Here is a 15,550-nt window from a genome sequence, read left to right as displayed (position 1 = left end):
ACGAGTGACGAGTGAGGACAAACATCAAGCAAACGAAGGCGGCAGGTCCTCCTTGTTTGCGCCGAAGGCCGGATTTGGTTTGGCGCCCATGGTGAATTCCAGCGTGCCGCCAGCGGCCAGGTCGGCATGCCGCATCCAGCTGCGGTTGGTCGGTTTGCCGTTCCAGCTCAGCGCCTGCACATACACGTTCTGCGCGCTGCTGTTGTTGGCGACGATGCGCAGCGTGCGGCCGTTGCCGACATCGAGTTCTGCGCGCTTGAACAGCGGGCTGCCGAGGACGTAGTTGCCGCTGACCGGGTCCACCGCATACAGCCCGAGCGCACTGAGCACGAACCAGGCACTCATCTGCCCGCAGTCCTCGTTGCCGGACAGGCCATTGCGCGCGTCGTGGTATTGCTCGCGCAGCAGCCGGCGCACCATCGCCTGGGTCTTGTACGGCTGGCCGGCGTAAGCAAACAGATAGGCCACATGATGGCTGGGCTCGTTGCCGTGCGCGTACTGCCCGACCAGGCCGTCGATATCCGGTGGCGCATCGGCGGGCAGTTCGGAGCTGGTGGAAAACAGCTCGTCGAGCTTGGCGACAAAGCCGTCGCGGCCGCCGTACAGGTCCATGTAGCCGTACAGATCGTGCTGATTGAGGAAGCTGGCCTGCCAGGCGTTGGACTCGGTGAAGTCGCGCCATTTGTTGATATGGCCCATGCCGCGCGGGTCGAACGGCGTGGCCCAGCTACCGTCTTCCAGACGCGCCTGTACGAAGCCGCTGTCGCGATTGAACACGTTGCGGTAGTTGCGCGAGCGCTCGCGCAGTGCGCGTGCATCGTCGGTGGCACCGGCGGCCTGCGCCAGATGCGCGCAGGCCCAGTCGTCGTAGGCGTATTCCAGCGTGCGGCTGACCGCTTCGTCCACCTTGTCGGCGGGGATGTAGCCGAGCTTGCGGTAGTACGCCAGGCCATGGGTGGTGTCGTCCATGGCGCGCTTGCGGTAGGCCGGCCAGGCGGCGGTGTAGTCGATGCCGGTGAAACCCTTGGCATGCGCCTCGGCCAGCACCACCGCCGAGTGGTAGCCGATCATGCAGCCGGTTTCCACACCTTGCAGCGGCCAGATGCCCACGCCGTCCGGGCATTCGTTGGCGCCGCGCACCAGGCATTGCATCAGGTCCGGTACGCGCTCGGGCTGCACCAGGGTGAGCAGCGGATGCGCGGCACGGTAGGTGTCCCACAGCGAATAGGTGCTGTAGTTGTGATAGCCCTTGGGGACGGTGTGGATCTGCAGGTCCATGCCGCGGTAGCGGCCATCCACGTCGCTGAAGAGGGTGGGCGCGAGCAGGCTGTGATACAGGCCGGTGTAGAAGATGCGGCGCTGCGCATCGTCATCGCTGTCGATGCGTACCCGTGCCAGTTCCTTTTCCCAGGCGGCCACGGCTTGCGCATGCACGCGGGCGAAGTCGAAGTCCGGCAGTTCCGCATCCAGGTTGGCCAGCGCATTGTCGGCGCTGACCGCGGAGATGCCGACCTTGATCAGCAGCGGTGCGTCGGCTGCGTCGGGGTAGTGCAATGCGGCCTTGAGGTGCACGCCGTCCACGTTGCGCGTGCCTGCGGCCAGCGGCTGGTCTTCGTTGTACAGCTGCACCTGCTTGAACGGCCGCGACAGCCGCATCGCGAAATAGATGTAGCGCCCCTGCGCCCATTGATAGACGCGCCGGCCACCGGTGAGCGTGCGGTCGTCGACCACGCGCAGTTGCGCGTCGGTGATGCGGGTGGGGATGCCGGGTTTGTCCTGCATGCCGTGGCATAGATCCAGCAGCACATGCGCCGGCTTGCCCTTGGGGAAGTGGTAGCGGTGCAGGCCGGCGCGCGCGGTGGCAGTGAGTTCGGCATGTACGCCGCTGTCCTTGAGCCGCACGCGGTAATAGCCGGGCGAGGCGGCTTCGTCGGCATGGTCGTAGCGCGAGCGGTAACCGCTGTCCGGTGCGTCGAGTGCGCCGGGCACCAGCTTCACTTCGCCGGTGGCGGGCACCAGCAGAAAATCCAGCATGTCGCCGATGCCGGTGCCGGACAGGTGCGTGTGCGAGAAGCCCATGATCGAGCCGTCGGACTCGTGATAGCCGGAGCACGAATCCCATACCGCGTTGTAGGTGTCCGGACTCAGCTGCACCATGCCGAACGGCAGGGTCGCACCGGGGAAGGTGTGGCCATGGCCGCCGGTGCCGATGAACACATCGACGTGGCGGGTGAGCTCGGCGCGGGTGCGCGCATCGGCCGGCAGTGCGTAGTTGCCGGCGCGTGCGCGTGCAAGCCCGGAAAGGCCTGCGCTGCCGAACAGTGCCGCCGCGATGGCGCCTTGGAGAAAACCGCGTCGTGTTGCCATGGTGATGTGCTCTTGGATGTCACGAAGTGGGGCGGGCCTACCCTCATCCGCCCTTCGGGCCCCTTCTCCCGGCGGGAGAAGGGAAGATCAAGCGCTCTGCAGGTCCGCGTTGCAAGGGCGGGCCCTTCCTGAAATCAGGCGCTGCGCAGCAGCTGGGGTTTGCGTTGGTGCAGGTCGATGATCAGTTCGCCAAACAAAGTGTTAGCCCAAGCGAACCAGTCGCGGGTGAAGCTGCTCGGGTTGTCCTTGTCGAAGGCCTCGTGCATGAAACCGGTGCCGGCATGGGTGGTCTTGAGCCACTGCAGGCATTGGCGCAGTTGCGCGTCGTCGTCGCTGACCAGCGCGTATTGGATGATCGACATCGGCCAGATCGTACCCATGCCGCTGTGCGGGCTGCCGACGCCTTCGGCCGCGCTGCCGCGCGAGAAATACGGGTTGCGTTCGCTCCAGGCCAGCTGGCGCGTGCGCAGGAATACCGGGTCGGCGCGGTCGCAGCAGCCCAGGTAGGCCAGGCTGAGCAGGCCGGGGGCGTTGGCGTCGTCGATGAACAACTGGTTGCCGTAACCGTCCACTTCAAATGCCCAGTAGGCCTGCCCATCGGCGTCGCGTTGCTGGCCGAACTTGCGTGTCGCCGCTTCCACTTCGTCGGCCAGCGCGGTGCAGTCGGCGGCGAACGCGGCATCGCGATGCAGGGCCGTGCTCATCATCGCCAGCTGGCGCAGCGAGGCCACCGCGAACAGGTTGGCCGGCACGAACAACGGATACACGCAGGCATCGTCGGAGGGGCGGAACATCGAGTGGATCATGCCGTTGGGCCGGGTCGGCTGGCCGTAGCCTTCCAGCACCAGGGTCTCGGTCGCCAACGGCGAGGGGCGCTGGAACACGTAGGGGCCGCGGTTGTCCTTGCGCTGCTGCTCGCGGAAGGTTCTGACCACCACCTGCATCGCCGCGCGCCAGTCGTCGTCGAACGGGGCGGCATCGCCGGTGGCGCGCCAGTATTCGTGCGCGATGCGGATCGGGTAGCACAGCGAATCGATTTCCCACTTGCGCTCGCCCACGCCGGGCTTCATCTCGGTGATGTCGTTGAGCGACCACTTCAGGCGCTCGGTCTGGCCATCGGGCAGGAAGGCGTTGGCGTAAGGGTCCAGCCGGATGCAGGCGGCCTGGCGCTGGATCAGGCCATGGAACATGCGCCGCAAGGCAGGGTCGCGCCTGGCCAGCGGCACATACGGGTGCACCTGGGCGGAGGAGTCGCGCAGCCACATCGCATGGATGTCGCCGGTGATGACGAAGGTGTCCGGCTTGCCGTTGCGGGTGCCGGTTTCCACCGTGGTGTCCAGCGTGTTGGGGTAGCAGTTCTCGAACAGCCAGGCCAGTTCGGGATCGGCAATGCGCGCCTTGATCTGCACGATCTGCTGCTCGACCGCCTTGCTGACGAAGCGGCGCTGCGCCTTGGGCGGGCGCTTGCTGACGAAGTTGCCGGCAGCCGTGGAGGTGCCGGCAACGGGGGCGGCGAAGGCGGGCAATGCGCCGGCGAGCAGGCCGGCGCCCGCGCTGGCGCCCAGCAACTGAAGGATGTCGCGGCGGGTGTGCATGACCTGGAGCTCCCTGGGATTTCAGCAAGCGGTCGACGCAGCGGACATCCTTGCAGCGGCGGCATCTGGTGCCGGGCCGATGATGAGACCTCTGCATGACCAATTCCCGATGACCATACAACGTGTGCGCCGAATGTGCATAGTGCGCCCGCACAATTCGGCGCCGTACGCGTGGCCTGCGGCCGTGGCGGCAGTGGCTGGTCCGCGTCCTCCGCGGTCGCGCGGCACCGGCTTTCAACCGGCCGCATGCCCGCGCCAGTGCGCCGGCCCCGCGCAGTGGCCATCGTCGTGTGGATGCCCGAACAGTTCGTCCAGCATGCGCCGCGACGGGCTCCACTCGCCGATCGCCGGGTGGATCAGCATCGCCTTGCAGGCGTCCAGGTGGCTGCCGCTGAGCGCCGGCCATGACAGCCGACGCCTGTTGCATGTTGCGCAGATGCCGCACTTATTTCGGCAACGGCGAACGCCCCGAGATCGAGAACGCTGCGGCCTCGCCAGCCGCGCCGGTGCCGGGCTGGCCACCGCCGACAAACAGCATGTAATCGCCGGCTTCCACCGCACGCTGCCCGGCGCGATCCACATCACTCAACGCGCGCGCATCCAGGGTGAAGCGCAACGTGCGCTGCTCGCCGGGCTTCAGATGCACACGCTGAAAGCCGACCAGGCTGCGCAACGGAGACTGCGGGCGACCCGGATACTGCAGATACACCTGCGCCACTTCGTCGCCGGCACGCGTGCCGGTGTTGCGCACGGTGGTGGTCACCTGCAACGGACTGCCGGCTTGCAGGGTTGCAGTGGACAGCTGCGGCGCGGCGTAGGCAAAGCTGGTGTAGCTCAAGCCGTAGCCGAACGGAAACAGCGGCTCGCCCTTGAAGTAGCGGTAGGTACGGCCCTTCATGTCGTAGCTGACGTAGGGCGGCAGGTCCTTGGTGGAGCGATAGAACGTCACCGGCAGGCGCCCGCCGGGGTTGTCGTCGCCGGCCAGCATGCGCGCGATCGCGGTGCCGCCGGACTGGCCCGGATACCACGCCGCCACGATCGCATCGGCATGCGTCTTGGCCCAGTTCAAGGCCACTGCGCTGCCGCTCATCAGCACCACCACCAGCGGCTTGCCGGAGGCCTTGGCCCGTTCCAGCAGCGCCTGCTGCGGGGCGGGCAGGGCGATGTCGTTGCGGTCGCCGCCGTCGAAGCCGGGCACATCGATGCGCAGTTCCTCGCCTTCCACATCCGGCGACAGGCCGACGAAGGCCACCACCGCATCGGCCTGCGCCACCGCCTGCTCGGCCTCGGCCAGTTGCGCGGCCGCCGGTGCCAGCCACTCCAGGCGCACGCCCTGGTCCTGGCCGCGGTGTTCCATTTCCAGGCGGATCTTGCGCGGGCGGGTGTCGCCGAAGTGCAGCACGGTTTCCACGCTGCGGCCGTCGGCGTTGTGCATGCCGGCCGGCACGTGCTTGTCTTCGGCATTGCCGGCGACCACCAGCTTGTCGTCGATGTACAGCCGCACCGGGTCGTGGCCGGCGCAGTCGAAGCAGCGCGCCACCCGTACCGCCAGCGTGTAGTCGCCCGCGCTCGGCGGCAACAACTCGCCGCTCCAGCGCACCGCATAGTGATCGGCCGGCACGCCCTTTGCGGGGGCGACCTGATCCCAGTTGAAACTCACCGTGCGGTCCTGCCGCACCGTGCGCGGCGCACCGTCCAGCTCGACATTATCGAAATATTCGCCACGCAAGCCCGGCTTGCCGTCGCTGCGCAGCGCGGTTTCCGGAATCATGCCGGGTACGCCCGCGGCCAGCGGCGCACCTTGCGCATAGCTCACCTGCTGCGCGCCGAAGCGCTCGCGCAGGCCGAGCAGCGGGGTGACCGGCGTGGACGAGGTGCCCTGGTAGTTGGCTTCCAACGCTGCCAGCGCATCGGCATTCGGCCCGATCACCGCCAGCCGCGTGCCGGCCTTCAACGGTAGGGTGCCGGCCTCGTTCTTGAGCAATACGATCGATTCGGCAGCGGCCTTCAGTGCCAGCGCACGGTTGGCGGCGTTATCGATATCCCTGGCACCGAGCTTTGCATACGGATCCTTGCGCGGCGCTTCCAGTTCGCCCAGGCGATAGCGCGCGGCGAACAGGCGCACCAGCGATTGGTCGAGCAGGGCTTCATCCACTTCGCCACGTTCGATCGCCGTGCCGAGTTCGCGATAGGCATGCCCGCAATTGAGATCGTGCCCGGCCTTGAGCGCTGCAGCCGACGAGCCTGCATTGTCCGGGCGGAAGTAATGGAACTGGGTCATGTCGTCCACCGCATCGCAGTCGGACACCACAAAGCCCTTGAAGCCCCAGTCGCCACGCACGCGGCCGTTGAGCAACCAGTCGGCCGCGCAGGCCGGCGTGCCGTGCAGCGAGTTGTAGGCGCACATCACCGAGCCGGCCTGGCCGTCGATCAGGGCGGCGCGGAAGGCGGGCGTATAGGTCGCTTCCACATCGCGCGGCGACACGTCCACATCGAAGCTGTGCCGGCCCGGCTCCGGGCCGCTGTGCACGGCGATGTGCTTGGGCGTGGCGATGGTGCGCGGGTGATCCAGATCGTTGCCCTGCAGCCCGCGAATGAAGCCCACCGCCAATTGCCCGGTGAGGAAGGGATCCTCGCCGTAGGTTTCCATGCCACGGCCCCAGCGCGGGTCGCGGAAGATATTGATGTTGGGCGACCAGATGGTCAGGCCCGCATAGCGCTTGTGATCCTTGCCCGGGGCGCCGGCCTGATTGAACTTGGCGCGCGCTTCGGTCGACACCACCGTGCCCACCTGCTGCATCAACGCGGTATTCCAGCTGGCGGCAAGGCCGATCGACTGCGGAAACACCGTGGCGTAGCCATTGCGTGCGATGCCGTGCAGGCCTTCGCTCCACCACTCGTAGGCGGGGATGCGCAGGCGTGGAATCGCCGGTGCATCGTTCATCGCCTGCGCGACTTTCTCCTCGCGGCTCATCTGCGCGACCAGCGCGGCGGCGCGTTGCTCCGGCGTCGCATCGGGTTGTGTTGCGGCCAACGCCGGCGCGCCGACCAGCGGCAGGCCCAGACCCAGACTCAGCGCGACCGCCAGGCGGCATGGAAACATGGACAACGACATCTGCTCACTCCTGCGGGGCGGCGACTGGCCGTCACGCGTTGTTCTTGGATTGCCCGCAGCGACACCGCGGGCAGCGGTTGGTGACACTTGGCGCAGTGGTGGTTGCTGATCGGACGCCGAATCGGATGCGACCTGCGCCCGGGACCGCAGTCACTGCGCCACGCGCCGGCTTTGCGTATGGCGCAGCGCCCTGAGACGAGCGCTGCGCCATCGCCTGACGCCTGTTCCCGGCGCGGCTTACTTCGTCTCGGCCGGCTCCGGCGGTGCACCGGCCAGGGTGCTCGCCAGATCGCGCACCTGCAGCGTGGACTGCAACTGCGCCAGCGCCGCCTTGCTGCTCACATGCACGGTCAATGGCTCGCCCGGCAACAGGTCGAACGCGTTGTCCGACAGCGTGGCATCCACATCGCCGAACGATAGCCAGACCTCGCGTGCCAGCGTTTTGCTGGACAGCGTCAGCGCATAGCCATCGCCATCGGCGCGCCACTGGCTGTCGATCTTGGCGGCCGGCAACGCCAGCTGCTTGGCCGGCGCGAAGAACACCACCTCGCGCGACAGCAGCTTGTCGCCGTCGAACAACTCGAACACCGCGTAGCTGCGCTTGGGATTGGCGCTGCCCAGCAACTGCTTGTCGCTGAAGTTGCCCACCTGCAGGCTGCTGAGCGGTTTGACGGTGGCCTTTTCCTCGCGCTTGCTCAGCAGCTTGCCGTCCATGTTCATCACCCGCATGCGCCAACGCGCGGCCAGCGGGGTGGTGCGGTCGGAGACCAGCGACACCTCGGTCTGGCCCTTGTCGTTACGCAATGCGGCGATCAGCTCCGGCGCGTAGAAGCGGCGGGCGTGGTAGTGCAGCGCCTTCCAGCGGCCGTAGTAGTCCACGCTGGACCACGACGCACCCGGCCACACATCGTTGAGCTGCCAGTACAACGAGCCCATCGATTGCGGGCGCGAGGCGCGCAGATGCGAGGCGGCCAGGTTGATGCCTTCGGCCTGCATCAGCTGGCTCAGGTAGACGAAGCTCTCGAAATCCTTGGGCTCGCCGAATTCGCGGCGGATGTACAGCATCAGCCGCTTGTTGCCGTTGCCCTTGTCGAACTTCTGATGCACGCGCATCACCGGCGATTCCGGATCCATGTCGCCGGCTTCGGCGAAGGCACGCACGGTGCGCATGTCCGGGAACGACTGCAGGCCGTATTCGGACATGAAGCGCGGGGTGACGTTGAGGTATTCGGTCACCGGCAGCGCGGGGCCGCCCCAGACCTTCCAGTAATGCATGTCGCCATCGTTGGCCTGGTCGGCGGCGCCGTCGAAGTTGGTGCCCGGCGAGGTGGACCAGTACGGCACGTCGCTGTCGTAGGTGGCCACCACTTCGCGGAACACGGTGCCGAACAAGGTGGTCATGCCGCGCTCGATGCGGCTGCGTTCTTCCGGGTCCACTGACTGCTTGAACTTGACCCGGTCGCCCCAGTTTTCCCAGCCGGTCTGCACTTCGTTGTTGCCGCACCACAGCACGATGCTGGGATGGTCGCGCAGGCGCTTGACCTGTTCGATCGCCTCCTGCCGGGTGTTCTCGCGGAATTCCACGTCGTACGGCGGCACCGCGCCGCCGAACATGAAGTCCTGCCAGATCATGATGCCCAGCTCGTCGGCCACCTCGTAGAAGCGGTCGTCCTGATAGTGCCCGCCGCCCCACATGCGCAGCATGTTCATGTTGGCATCGCGCGCATCCTGCAAGGTGCTGCGCATGCGCTCGGGGCTCACGCGCGCGGGGAACGCATCCAGCGGGATCAGGTTGGCCCCCTTGGCGAAGATCGGGATGCCGTTGATCACGATCTCCATGCTCTTGCCGTACTTGTCTTTCTCGCGCCGCAGCTCCACCGAGCGCAGGCCGGTCACCCGCTTGATCTGCTGGCTGTCGCCATCGGCATCGCGCACGCTGGCCACGAAGGTGTAGCGGTCCTGCGCGCCGTAGCCGGCCGGGAACCAGCGCTTGGGCTTGGCGATGCGCACCGGCAGATCGATGCGGTTCTGTCCCGGGTCGACCACTGCCTGCTGGGTGAATTGCCCGACTTTCTGCCCATCCGGGCCCAGCACGTCGAGCGTCACCTGCACCGGGCCGCTGCGGCCGGCCTGCAGTTCCAGCTGCGCCTGCAATTGCGCGCTGTCGGCATCCACGCGTTGCTGGGCAATATGCAGCCCGTCCACGCGCACCGCATCCCAGGCTTCCATGCGCACGTCTTTCCAGATGCCGGCATTGACCATGCGCGGGCCCCAATCCCAACCGAAGTTGTACGGCGCCTTGCGCACATAGGTGGAGCTGTGGCGCGACTCGGGCTCGTCGCCGAAGGCGGAATCGTAGGCGCCCGGCAGCGCGTACGGCTGCTTGGCCAGCCACGGCTGGATCTTCTTGATCGGCGAGAACAGCTTGACCTCGAGCACGTTGTCGCCGCGCTTGAGCAGGGGTTTGGCATCCACGCGCCACTGCCGGAACATGTTGTCGGCGCTGAGCAGCGGCTTGCCGTTGAGGGTGACCTCGGCAAACGTGTCCAGGCCGTCGAACACCAGCTCGACATGCTCGCGCTTGAGCGTGGCCGCATCCACGTTGAAGCGGGTCTGGTATTGCCAGTCGCTCAGGCCCGCCCACTGGATCTTGCCTTCGTTGTCGCGATAGAACGGGTCCGGCACGATCTTGGCGGCGATCAGATCGGTCTGCACCGCGCCCGGCACCTGCGCCGGCAACCACGCTGCCGCTTTCGGATAGGTCCTGGCCTGCTCCTGGCCCGGCACCAGTCGCACCTGCCAGCCGCTGTCCAGCGGCGTCACGGTGGGCGGCGCGGCCCAGGCCTGCGAGATGGCAACGGCCAGGGCAAGCCCGAGGCGGGCGGGGGCGGGAACGCAACGATGACGGGACAGGGGCATGGATGACTCTCCTTGGATGGATCAGCGCGTGGCGGCGGGGGGCGCCTGCGCGGTGGTTTCAATCAACTGGACGGCGCCGATGGCGTACAGCGGGCCGCGAATCGGCGCGGTGAAGCGCAGGCATAGATCGTGGATGCCGGTGCGTGCAGGCAGTGCGGTTTCCAGCGTGAATTGTTCGCCCAGCGTGGCGCTGTTGGGTAATTGCACGCTGGCGATCAGCTCGCCCTCGCAGCCCAGGCGCACTTCCAGCTCGCCGCGGCGCGTCTTGGCGGGGTACTGCACCACCTTGGATTGTTCGTGGGCCAGACCGAAATTGTTCGGCAGGCGTGCGGCCTCGATCCGGATCGCGCCGACGCCATCCAGGCGCGCCTGCGGATACAGCCGGCAAGCATGGAACAGGTCGACGTTGTAGACCGGCGTGTCGGCGCCGGTCAGCTCCGGCAACAACGGCAGGCGCAGGCCGAGCGCACCGGTGTCCACGCAATCGCGTAGGCCCTGGGTATCGGCGCGCAACAACCCGGCACGATCGAAAGTACGGCTGCGCGTGGCCGCCAGCGCGGTGCCGCCGGCATCGAAGGCGGTGGCCTTGACCGTGGTCGGCAGCTGGATCGTAAACGGCGCCGCATAGCGTGGCGATGCCGGCGTGGGATCGCTGCCGTCGACGGTGTAGTGCAGCGTGCCCGCACCGGCCTGGGTGCCGAGTGCCACCTTGGCCGGGCCACCGGCCAGCACCGGGTTGGGGCCGCTTTCCAGTGCGATATCGGCGGCGAAGGCGCCGTCGCTGTAGTCGATGCCCAGCGCTTTGTAGCGCTGCAGCTGCGCCGGCAGGCGCGCCAGGAAATCCTTCCAGTTGCGGGCAGCCACCGGCGACCAGGTCACTTCGGCGATGGCGGACAGACGCGGGAACAGCGCGTGATCCACATGCCAGCGCGAGGGAATGTATTCGGACCACAACGCGCCTTGCGCGCCGAGTACATGCTTGGACTGCTCGGCGGTCAGTGTGTCGGGCACCGGGTCGAAGGCGTAGACCTTGGACAACGGCAGTACGGTCAGGCGGCCGTTGGGTTCGTCGCTGCGGGTGGTCTGCAGGTTGTCCAGGTACAGCCAGTCGCCTGGCGCCAGCACCACATCGTGGCCCTGCCTGGCGGCGGTCACCGCACCGTCGGTGCCGCGCCACGACATCACCGAGGCACTGGCCGGCACGCCGCCTTCGAGAATTTCGTCCCAGCCGATCATGCGCCGGCCGTGCTGGGTGAGGTAGGCCGCAAGCTGTTCGTTGAACCAGCCCTGCATCGCGTGCGCGTCCTTGACCCCGAGCTTGCGCATCTGCGCGCGCACCGCGGGCGAGGCTTCCCATTGATCCTTGACCGCCTCGTCGCCACCGATATGGATATACGCCGACGGGAACAAGGTCAGCACCTCGTCCAGCACGTTGGTGATGAAGCTCAGGCTGCGTTCGCTGGTGTTGAACAGGTACGGGTTGACGCCCCAGTCTACGCCCACCTGCGTGCGCTGGCCGGGCACGCCGACTTCTTCCGGATACGCGGCCACTGCGGCCTGCGCATGCCCGGGCATGTCCAGCTCGGGCAGCACGGTGATGTGCAGGCGCGCCGCATAGGCGACGATCTCGCTGATCTGCTGCTGCGTATAGAAACCGCCATAGCGCTCGGGCGTGCCGTGCTGGCCGGCGCCGGGCGGGGTGCGCCAGGCACCGACCTCGGTGAGCTTGGGGTATCGCTTGATCTCGATGCGCCAGCCCTGGTCGTCGGTGAGATGCCAATGCAGCACATTGAGCTTGTGCGCGGCCATCGCGTCCAGCACATGCTTGACGGTGTCCACGTCGTGGAAGTGGCGGGCCACATCCAGATGCTGGCCGCGCCAGCCAAAGCGCGGCCAGTCGCGGATCGCCACCGCCGGTACGGTGACATCGCCCTTGCCCGCATCCGGCGTCATCAATTGCCAGGCGCTGATCGCGCCATAGAACAGGCCGGCACCATCGCGCGCGGTGATGCGGATGCCGTTGCCGTCCACATCCAGGCTATAGCCTTCCTTGTGTGCCACCGGCGCCTGCGCTGTGCGCTCCAGGCGGATGCTGTGCGGCGAGGCGCTGGTTTCGGTACGCACTTCCAGGGTCAGGCCGCGGGTGCGTTGCAACAGGCTGGCCAGCGACTCGGCGCTGCGGCGCACCTCGGCATTGCCGGTGGGGATGGAGATCACCGTGCCGGTGCCGACGCGGAAACTGCCGGTGCCGCGCCTGGCTTCGGCCGGGGCGGGAATCAGGGGCAGCGGTGCGGTGGTCGCAGGCAGTGTTGCGGTGGTGCCGGGATTGGCTGCAGGTGCGGTCGCTGCATCGCGTTGGCCGCAGCCCGCCAGCACCATTGCCGCAAGCGCCATCGCAAGCAGGCGCGAGGAACGTCGGTGCGATGACAGCAGGCGCGACGACAGGCTGCGCGGCGACGGCGGCCCGGATAACGGTGAGCGCAGGCTCGGTGCGGAGTTCGACATCATGCAATCACATCCCGGTATGGCGGGGGAGATACGGCAGCCACGCACAGTAGCAAAGCCGTGCCGGATGGCGCAGGGACTGGCGCACGCTTCGTCGGGGTGCGCGGTGTGTGGTATCGCGCAGCGACCGCGCTCCGCATGGCGTGTGGCAGAACGGGCGCGGGCAGTGCACGCATCGGCTTGCAGTGGATGCATTCCGATGCGAACACCGACCGCGCCCGTCCTGTCGTGCAGCAGTGCGATGACGCGGTCAGCGCTGCGCGGTCGGCAACTCGTCCCACACCTTCGGGTCCTCGGCGCCCAGCACCCAGCAGCTGAAACCTTCCAGGCCGTACTGCTTCACCAGGTCGTAGCGTGCCTTGAAGCTGCGCGCATCCGGGCGGAACACCCACTCGCGCATGTCGTCGCGGTAGAAGTAGAACCACGATTCCTGCTCGACCGGATCCCATTGCACGGTGGCGTTCTGCTCGATCGCCAGCGGAAACGATTCGTCGGCATCGATATAGGTGGCGGAGATGTTCGACGCCTCGGTGCCGTCTTCCTTGACCGGATTACCGGTGTACCAGCGGTAGCCGTAGGTGGCGATGCCGAGCGAGAGCTTGTCCTTCGGCACCTGGGTGATCGCGTAATCCAGGTGCTTCTTCATCCACACCATGCCGTCGACCGGGCCCGGCGTGGTCCAGCGGGTGTGCTGGTCGTAGGTCATGATGCTGACCAGATCCACGGCCTGGCCCAGCGCCTTGAGGTCGTACGCGCCGCGCCAGTATTCCCACATCCACTTGGAGAACTGGCCGCCTTCGGCATGGCCCGGGGCATTGGGCACCACCGCCACCGACATCTTGAAGCCGGCCTTGTGCAGCGCATCGGCGGTCTGCTTGACCATCAGCGTGTAGGCGTCACGGTCGGTCCAGGCAATGTTCTCGAAATCGAACTGGAAGCCGTAGTACTTGTGCTGCTTGCCGTGGATCAGCAGCGATTCGATCATGCGCTTCTTGGCGGCCTCGTCGTGCATCAGCTTGTGGAAGCCGTCGCGCCCGGTGGTCATCGACAGGATCGGCATCACCCGCAGGTTCTTCTGCTTGGCGATGTCGTACAGGTACATGTTGGGCGTGCCGTTGACCAGGCCGTTCTGGTCGACGCCGTACCAGGTCGGCACCACCACATCGATCTTGTCGACATTGGCCAGGAACGAGTTGGTCGATTTCTGCGTGTTCATCAGATAGAACAACGCCGTGGGGGTTTTGGCCAGGGCCGGCGCGCACACCAGCGCCAGCGCCAGCAGGATCCAGGTCAATCGCTTGCTCATGAAAACAGCATCCGTCAGGGAGTGGAGGAAGAAGAAAGGTCGATGCGCAGCACGTAGGCGTGCTCGCCGACCGGCTTGGCAGGCAGGCTCAGATGCAGGCCGTCAGCCTGCTGCTCGAACGGCACCTTCTTGCCGTTGGCCAGCAGCGTCACGCCGCGCACGCCGTCGGCCGGTGTGAGCGAGCGGATCACCGCCTTGCCGCCGGCCGGCCAGCCGAGTTCGATCGCATACAGCGCGCCATCGCGCGTGGTGAAGCGGAAATCCTCGGCGGTGTAGGGCTTGGTCTTGACGTCCTGGAAGGTGCCGCCGACCACCTCGGTCGGGCCTTCGCCATACACGCGCCACGGCTTGCTGTCGTAGATCGCGCCGCCGTTGGTCTTGAGCCACTTGCCGATCGCCAGCAGGATGCCGCGCTCGGTATCCGGGATCGAGCCATCGGCACGCGGGCCGATGTTGAGCATCAGGTTGCCGTTCTTGGCCACCACGTCGGCCAGCATGTGGATGATGAAGGTCGGCGACTTGTAGGTATCGTTTTCGATATAGCCCCACGACGCATTGCTCACCGAAGTGTCGGTCTGCCAATGGGTGGGATGGATGCCGGTGAGCTGGCCGCGCTCGATGTCCAGCGTGCCGGCCCCTTCCGGAAACGCGCCCAGCTTGTAGTTCACCACCACACCGCGATCGGCTTCGGTGCGCGCCGCGCCCTGGTTGTAGTAGTAGGCCAGCATGGTCGGCAGGCTGCTGCGGAAGGTGGGGTGGGCAATCCACCAGTCGAAATAGATCAGGTCCGGCTGATAGGTGTCGATCAGCTCGGTGGTACGCGCCAGCCAGTCGTCCAGCCAGGCCTGCGACACCGGCGTCCAGTCGTTGGCCACATCGGCATCGTCCTTGCCAGGCAGGCGGACCTGCGCCGGGCCGTACAGCGCGGCATAGCGCGGGTCGTTGACGTCCGAATCGAACTTGCGCCCGCCGTCGAAGAACCAGTTGTGCTCGGCGCGGTGCGAGGACAGCCCGAAGTGCAATCCTTGCGCGCGGATCGACTTGGACAACTCGCCCAGCAGATCGCGTTTGGGGCCCATCTTGACCGCGGTCCAGTCCGACAACCGGGAGTCGTACAGCGCGAAGCCGTCATGGTGCTCGGCCACCGGCACCACATAGCGCGCGCCGGATTGCCGGAACAGCTTGGCCCAGCCATTCGGATCGAACTTGGGCGCGGTGAACTTGGGAATCAGATCCTTGTAGCCGGAGCGCGCCTGCGGGCCGTAGGTGGCCACATGGTGGGCGAATTCCTTGGAGCCTTCCAAGTACATGTTGCGCGAATACCACTCGCTGCCGAACGCCGGCACCGAGAACACGCCCCAGTGGATGAAGATGCCGAACTTGGCGTTGTTGTACCACGCCGGCGATTGATAGGCCTTGAGTGCAGCCCAGTCGGGGCGGAACGGACCCTTGCGTGCGCCGGCCTCGGCTTCGCGCACCAGGCGCTCGCGCTCGGGTGCGTACTTGGCGGTGGCGCTGAGCCACTGCTGGTCGATTTGTTCCGGGCTGAGCGTGGTGGCGGTGGGCGCGGTGGCCGATTGCGCGCTGAGCGTGGCAGCAGGCAACGCGAGCAGCAGACCGAGCGCGAGCATTCGCGTTCTGGGTGCAGCTCCGGCGTGGCGGCGGGATGGAGCCGCAGGGCGGCTATCGGTCGTCATGGGAACTGCACTCCTTCAAGCGAGACGTGTCGGTTGCAGCGCAGCC

General features: G+C 66.8%; 7 protein-coding genes and 1 pseudogene. All 8 read right to left on the bottom strand.

Translation table 11 applies throughout. From position 1 onward, the window contains the following. Positions 1-24: 24 nt before the first annotated feature. The 8 genes and pseudogenes from AC06DU_RS14925 to AC06DU_RS14890 all read right to left on the bottom strand — a co-directional run bounded on the left by AC06DU_RS14925 (position 25) and on the right by AC06DU_RS14890 (position 15,504). Complete coding sequence (locus AC06DU_RS14925; RefSeq protein WP_478202725.1) at positions 25-2,367, bottom strand: GH92 family glycosyl hydrolase; 2,343 nt, start codon at positions 2,365-2,367, stop codon at positions 25-27. 134 nt (positions 2,368-2,501) lie between these two features. Beyond that, positions 2,502-3,962, bottom strand: a complete 1,461-nt coding sequence (locus AC06DU_RS14920) for a glycoside hydrolase family 125 protein (protein WP_478202724.1) — start codon at positions 3,960-3,962, stop codon at positions 2,502-2,504. Positions 3,963-4,196: 234 nt separating this feature from the next. Continuing rightward, positions 4,197-4,361, bottom strand: a pseudogene (locus tag AC06DU_RS14915) (6-phospho-beta-glucosidase); the annotation flags it as partial. 46 nt (positions 4,362-4,407) lie between these two features. Continuing rightward, the gene (locus AC06DU_RS14910) at positions 4,408-7,077 is read right to left on the bottom strand and encodes a glycoside hydrolase family 3 C-terminal domain-containing protein (RefSeq protein WP_478202723.1); all 2,670 of its coding nucleotides are present in this window, start codon (positions 7,075-7,077) and stop codon (positions 4,408-4,410) included. Between the two features lie 237 nt (positions 7,078-7,314). Then, complete coding sequence (locus AC06DU_RS14905) at positions 7,315-9,996, bottom strand: beta-mannosidase (protein ID WP_478202722.1); 2,682 nt, start codon at positions 9,994-9,996, stop codon at positions 7,315-7,317. A 21-nt stretch (positions 9,997-10,017) separates the two neighbouring features. Then, positions 10,018-12,441 carry a family 20 glycosylhydrolase gene (locus tag AC06DU_RS14900; RefSeq protein WP_478204425.1) on the bottom strand — a complete coding sequence of 808 codons (2,424 nt, stop codon included), beginning with the start codon at positions 12,439-12,441 and terminating at the stop codon, positions 10,018-10,020. 310 nt (positions 12,442-12,751) lie between these two features. After that, entirely contained in the window at positions 12,752-13,807 is a 1,056-nt protein-coding gene (locus AC06DU_RS14895; protein WP_016903894.1) for a glycosyl hydrolase family 18 protein, read from the bottom strand. Positions 13,808-13,821: 14 nt separating this feature from the next. Next, positions 13,822-15,504: an alpha-L-fucosidase gene (locus tag AC06DU_RS14890; RefSeq protein WP_478202721.1), complete on the bottom strand. Its 1,683-nt coding sequence runs from the start codon at positions 15,502-15,504 to the stop codon at positions 13,822-13,824. Positions 15,505-15,550: the final 46 nt, after the last annotated feature.

This window comes from Xanthomonas sp. NCPPB 3200, from assembly GCF_056393585.1.
This window is presented reverse-complemented; position numbering and strand designations above follow the sequence as displayed.

Coding starts and splice junctions, on each gene's coding strand:
- AC06DU_RS14920 (WP_478202724.1), bottom strand. CDS start 3,962: ATGCACACCCGCCGCGACATCCTTCAGTTGCTGGGCGCCAGCGCGGGC.
- AC06DU_RS14890 (WP_478202721.1), bottom strand. CDS start 15,504: ATGACGACCGATAGCCGCCCTGCGGCTCCATCCCGCCGCCACGCCGGA.
- AC06DU_RS14895 (WP_016903894.1), bottom strand. CDS start 13,807: ATGAGCAAGCGATTGACCTGGATCCTGCTGGCGCTGGCGCTGGTGTGC.
- AC06DU_RS14905 (WP_478202722.1), bottom strand. CDS start 9,996: ATGCCCCTGTCCCGTCATCGTTGCGTTCCCGCCCCCGCCCGCCTCGGG.
- AC06DU_RS14925 (WP_478202725.1), bottom strand. CDS start 2,367: ATGGCAACACGACGCGGTTTTCTCCAAGGCGCCATCGCGGCGGCACTG.
- AC06DU_RS14910 (WP_478202723.1), bottom strand. CDS start 7,077: ATGTCGTTGTCCATGTTTCCATGCCGCCTGGCGGTCGCGCTGAGTCTG.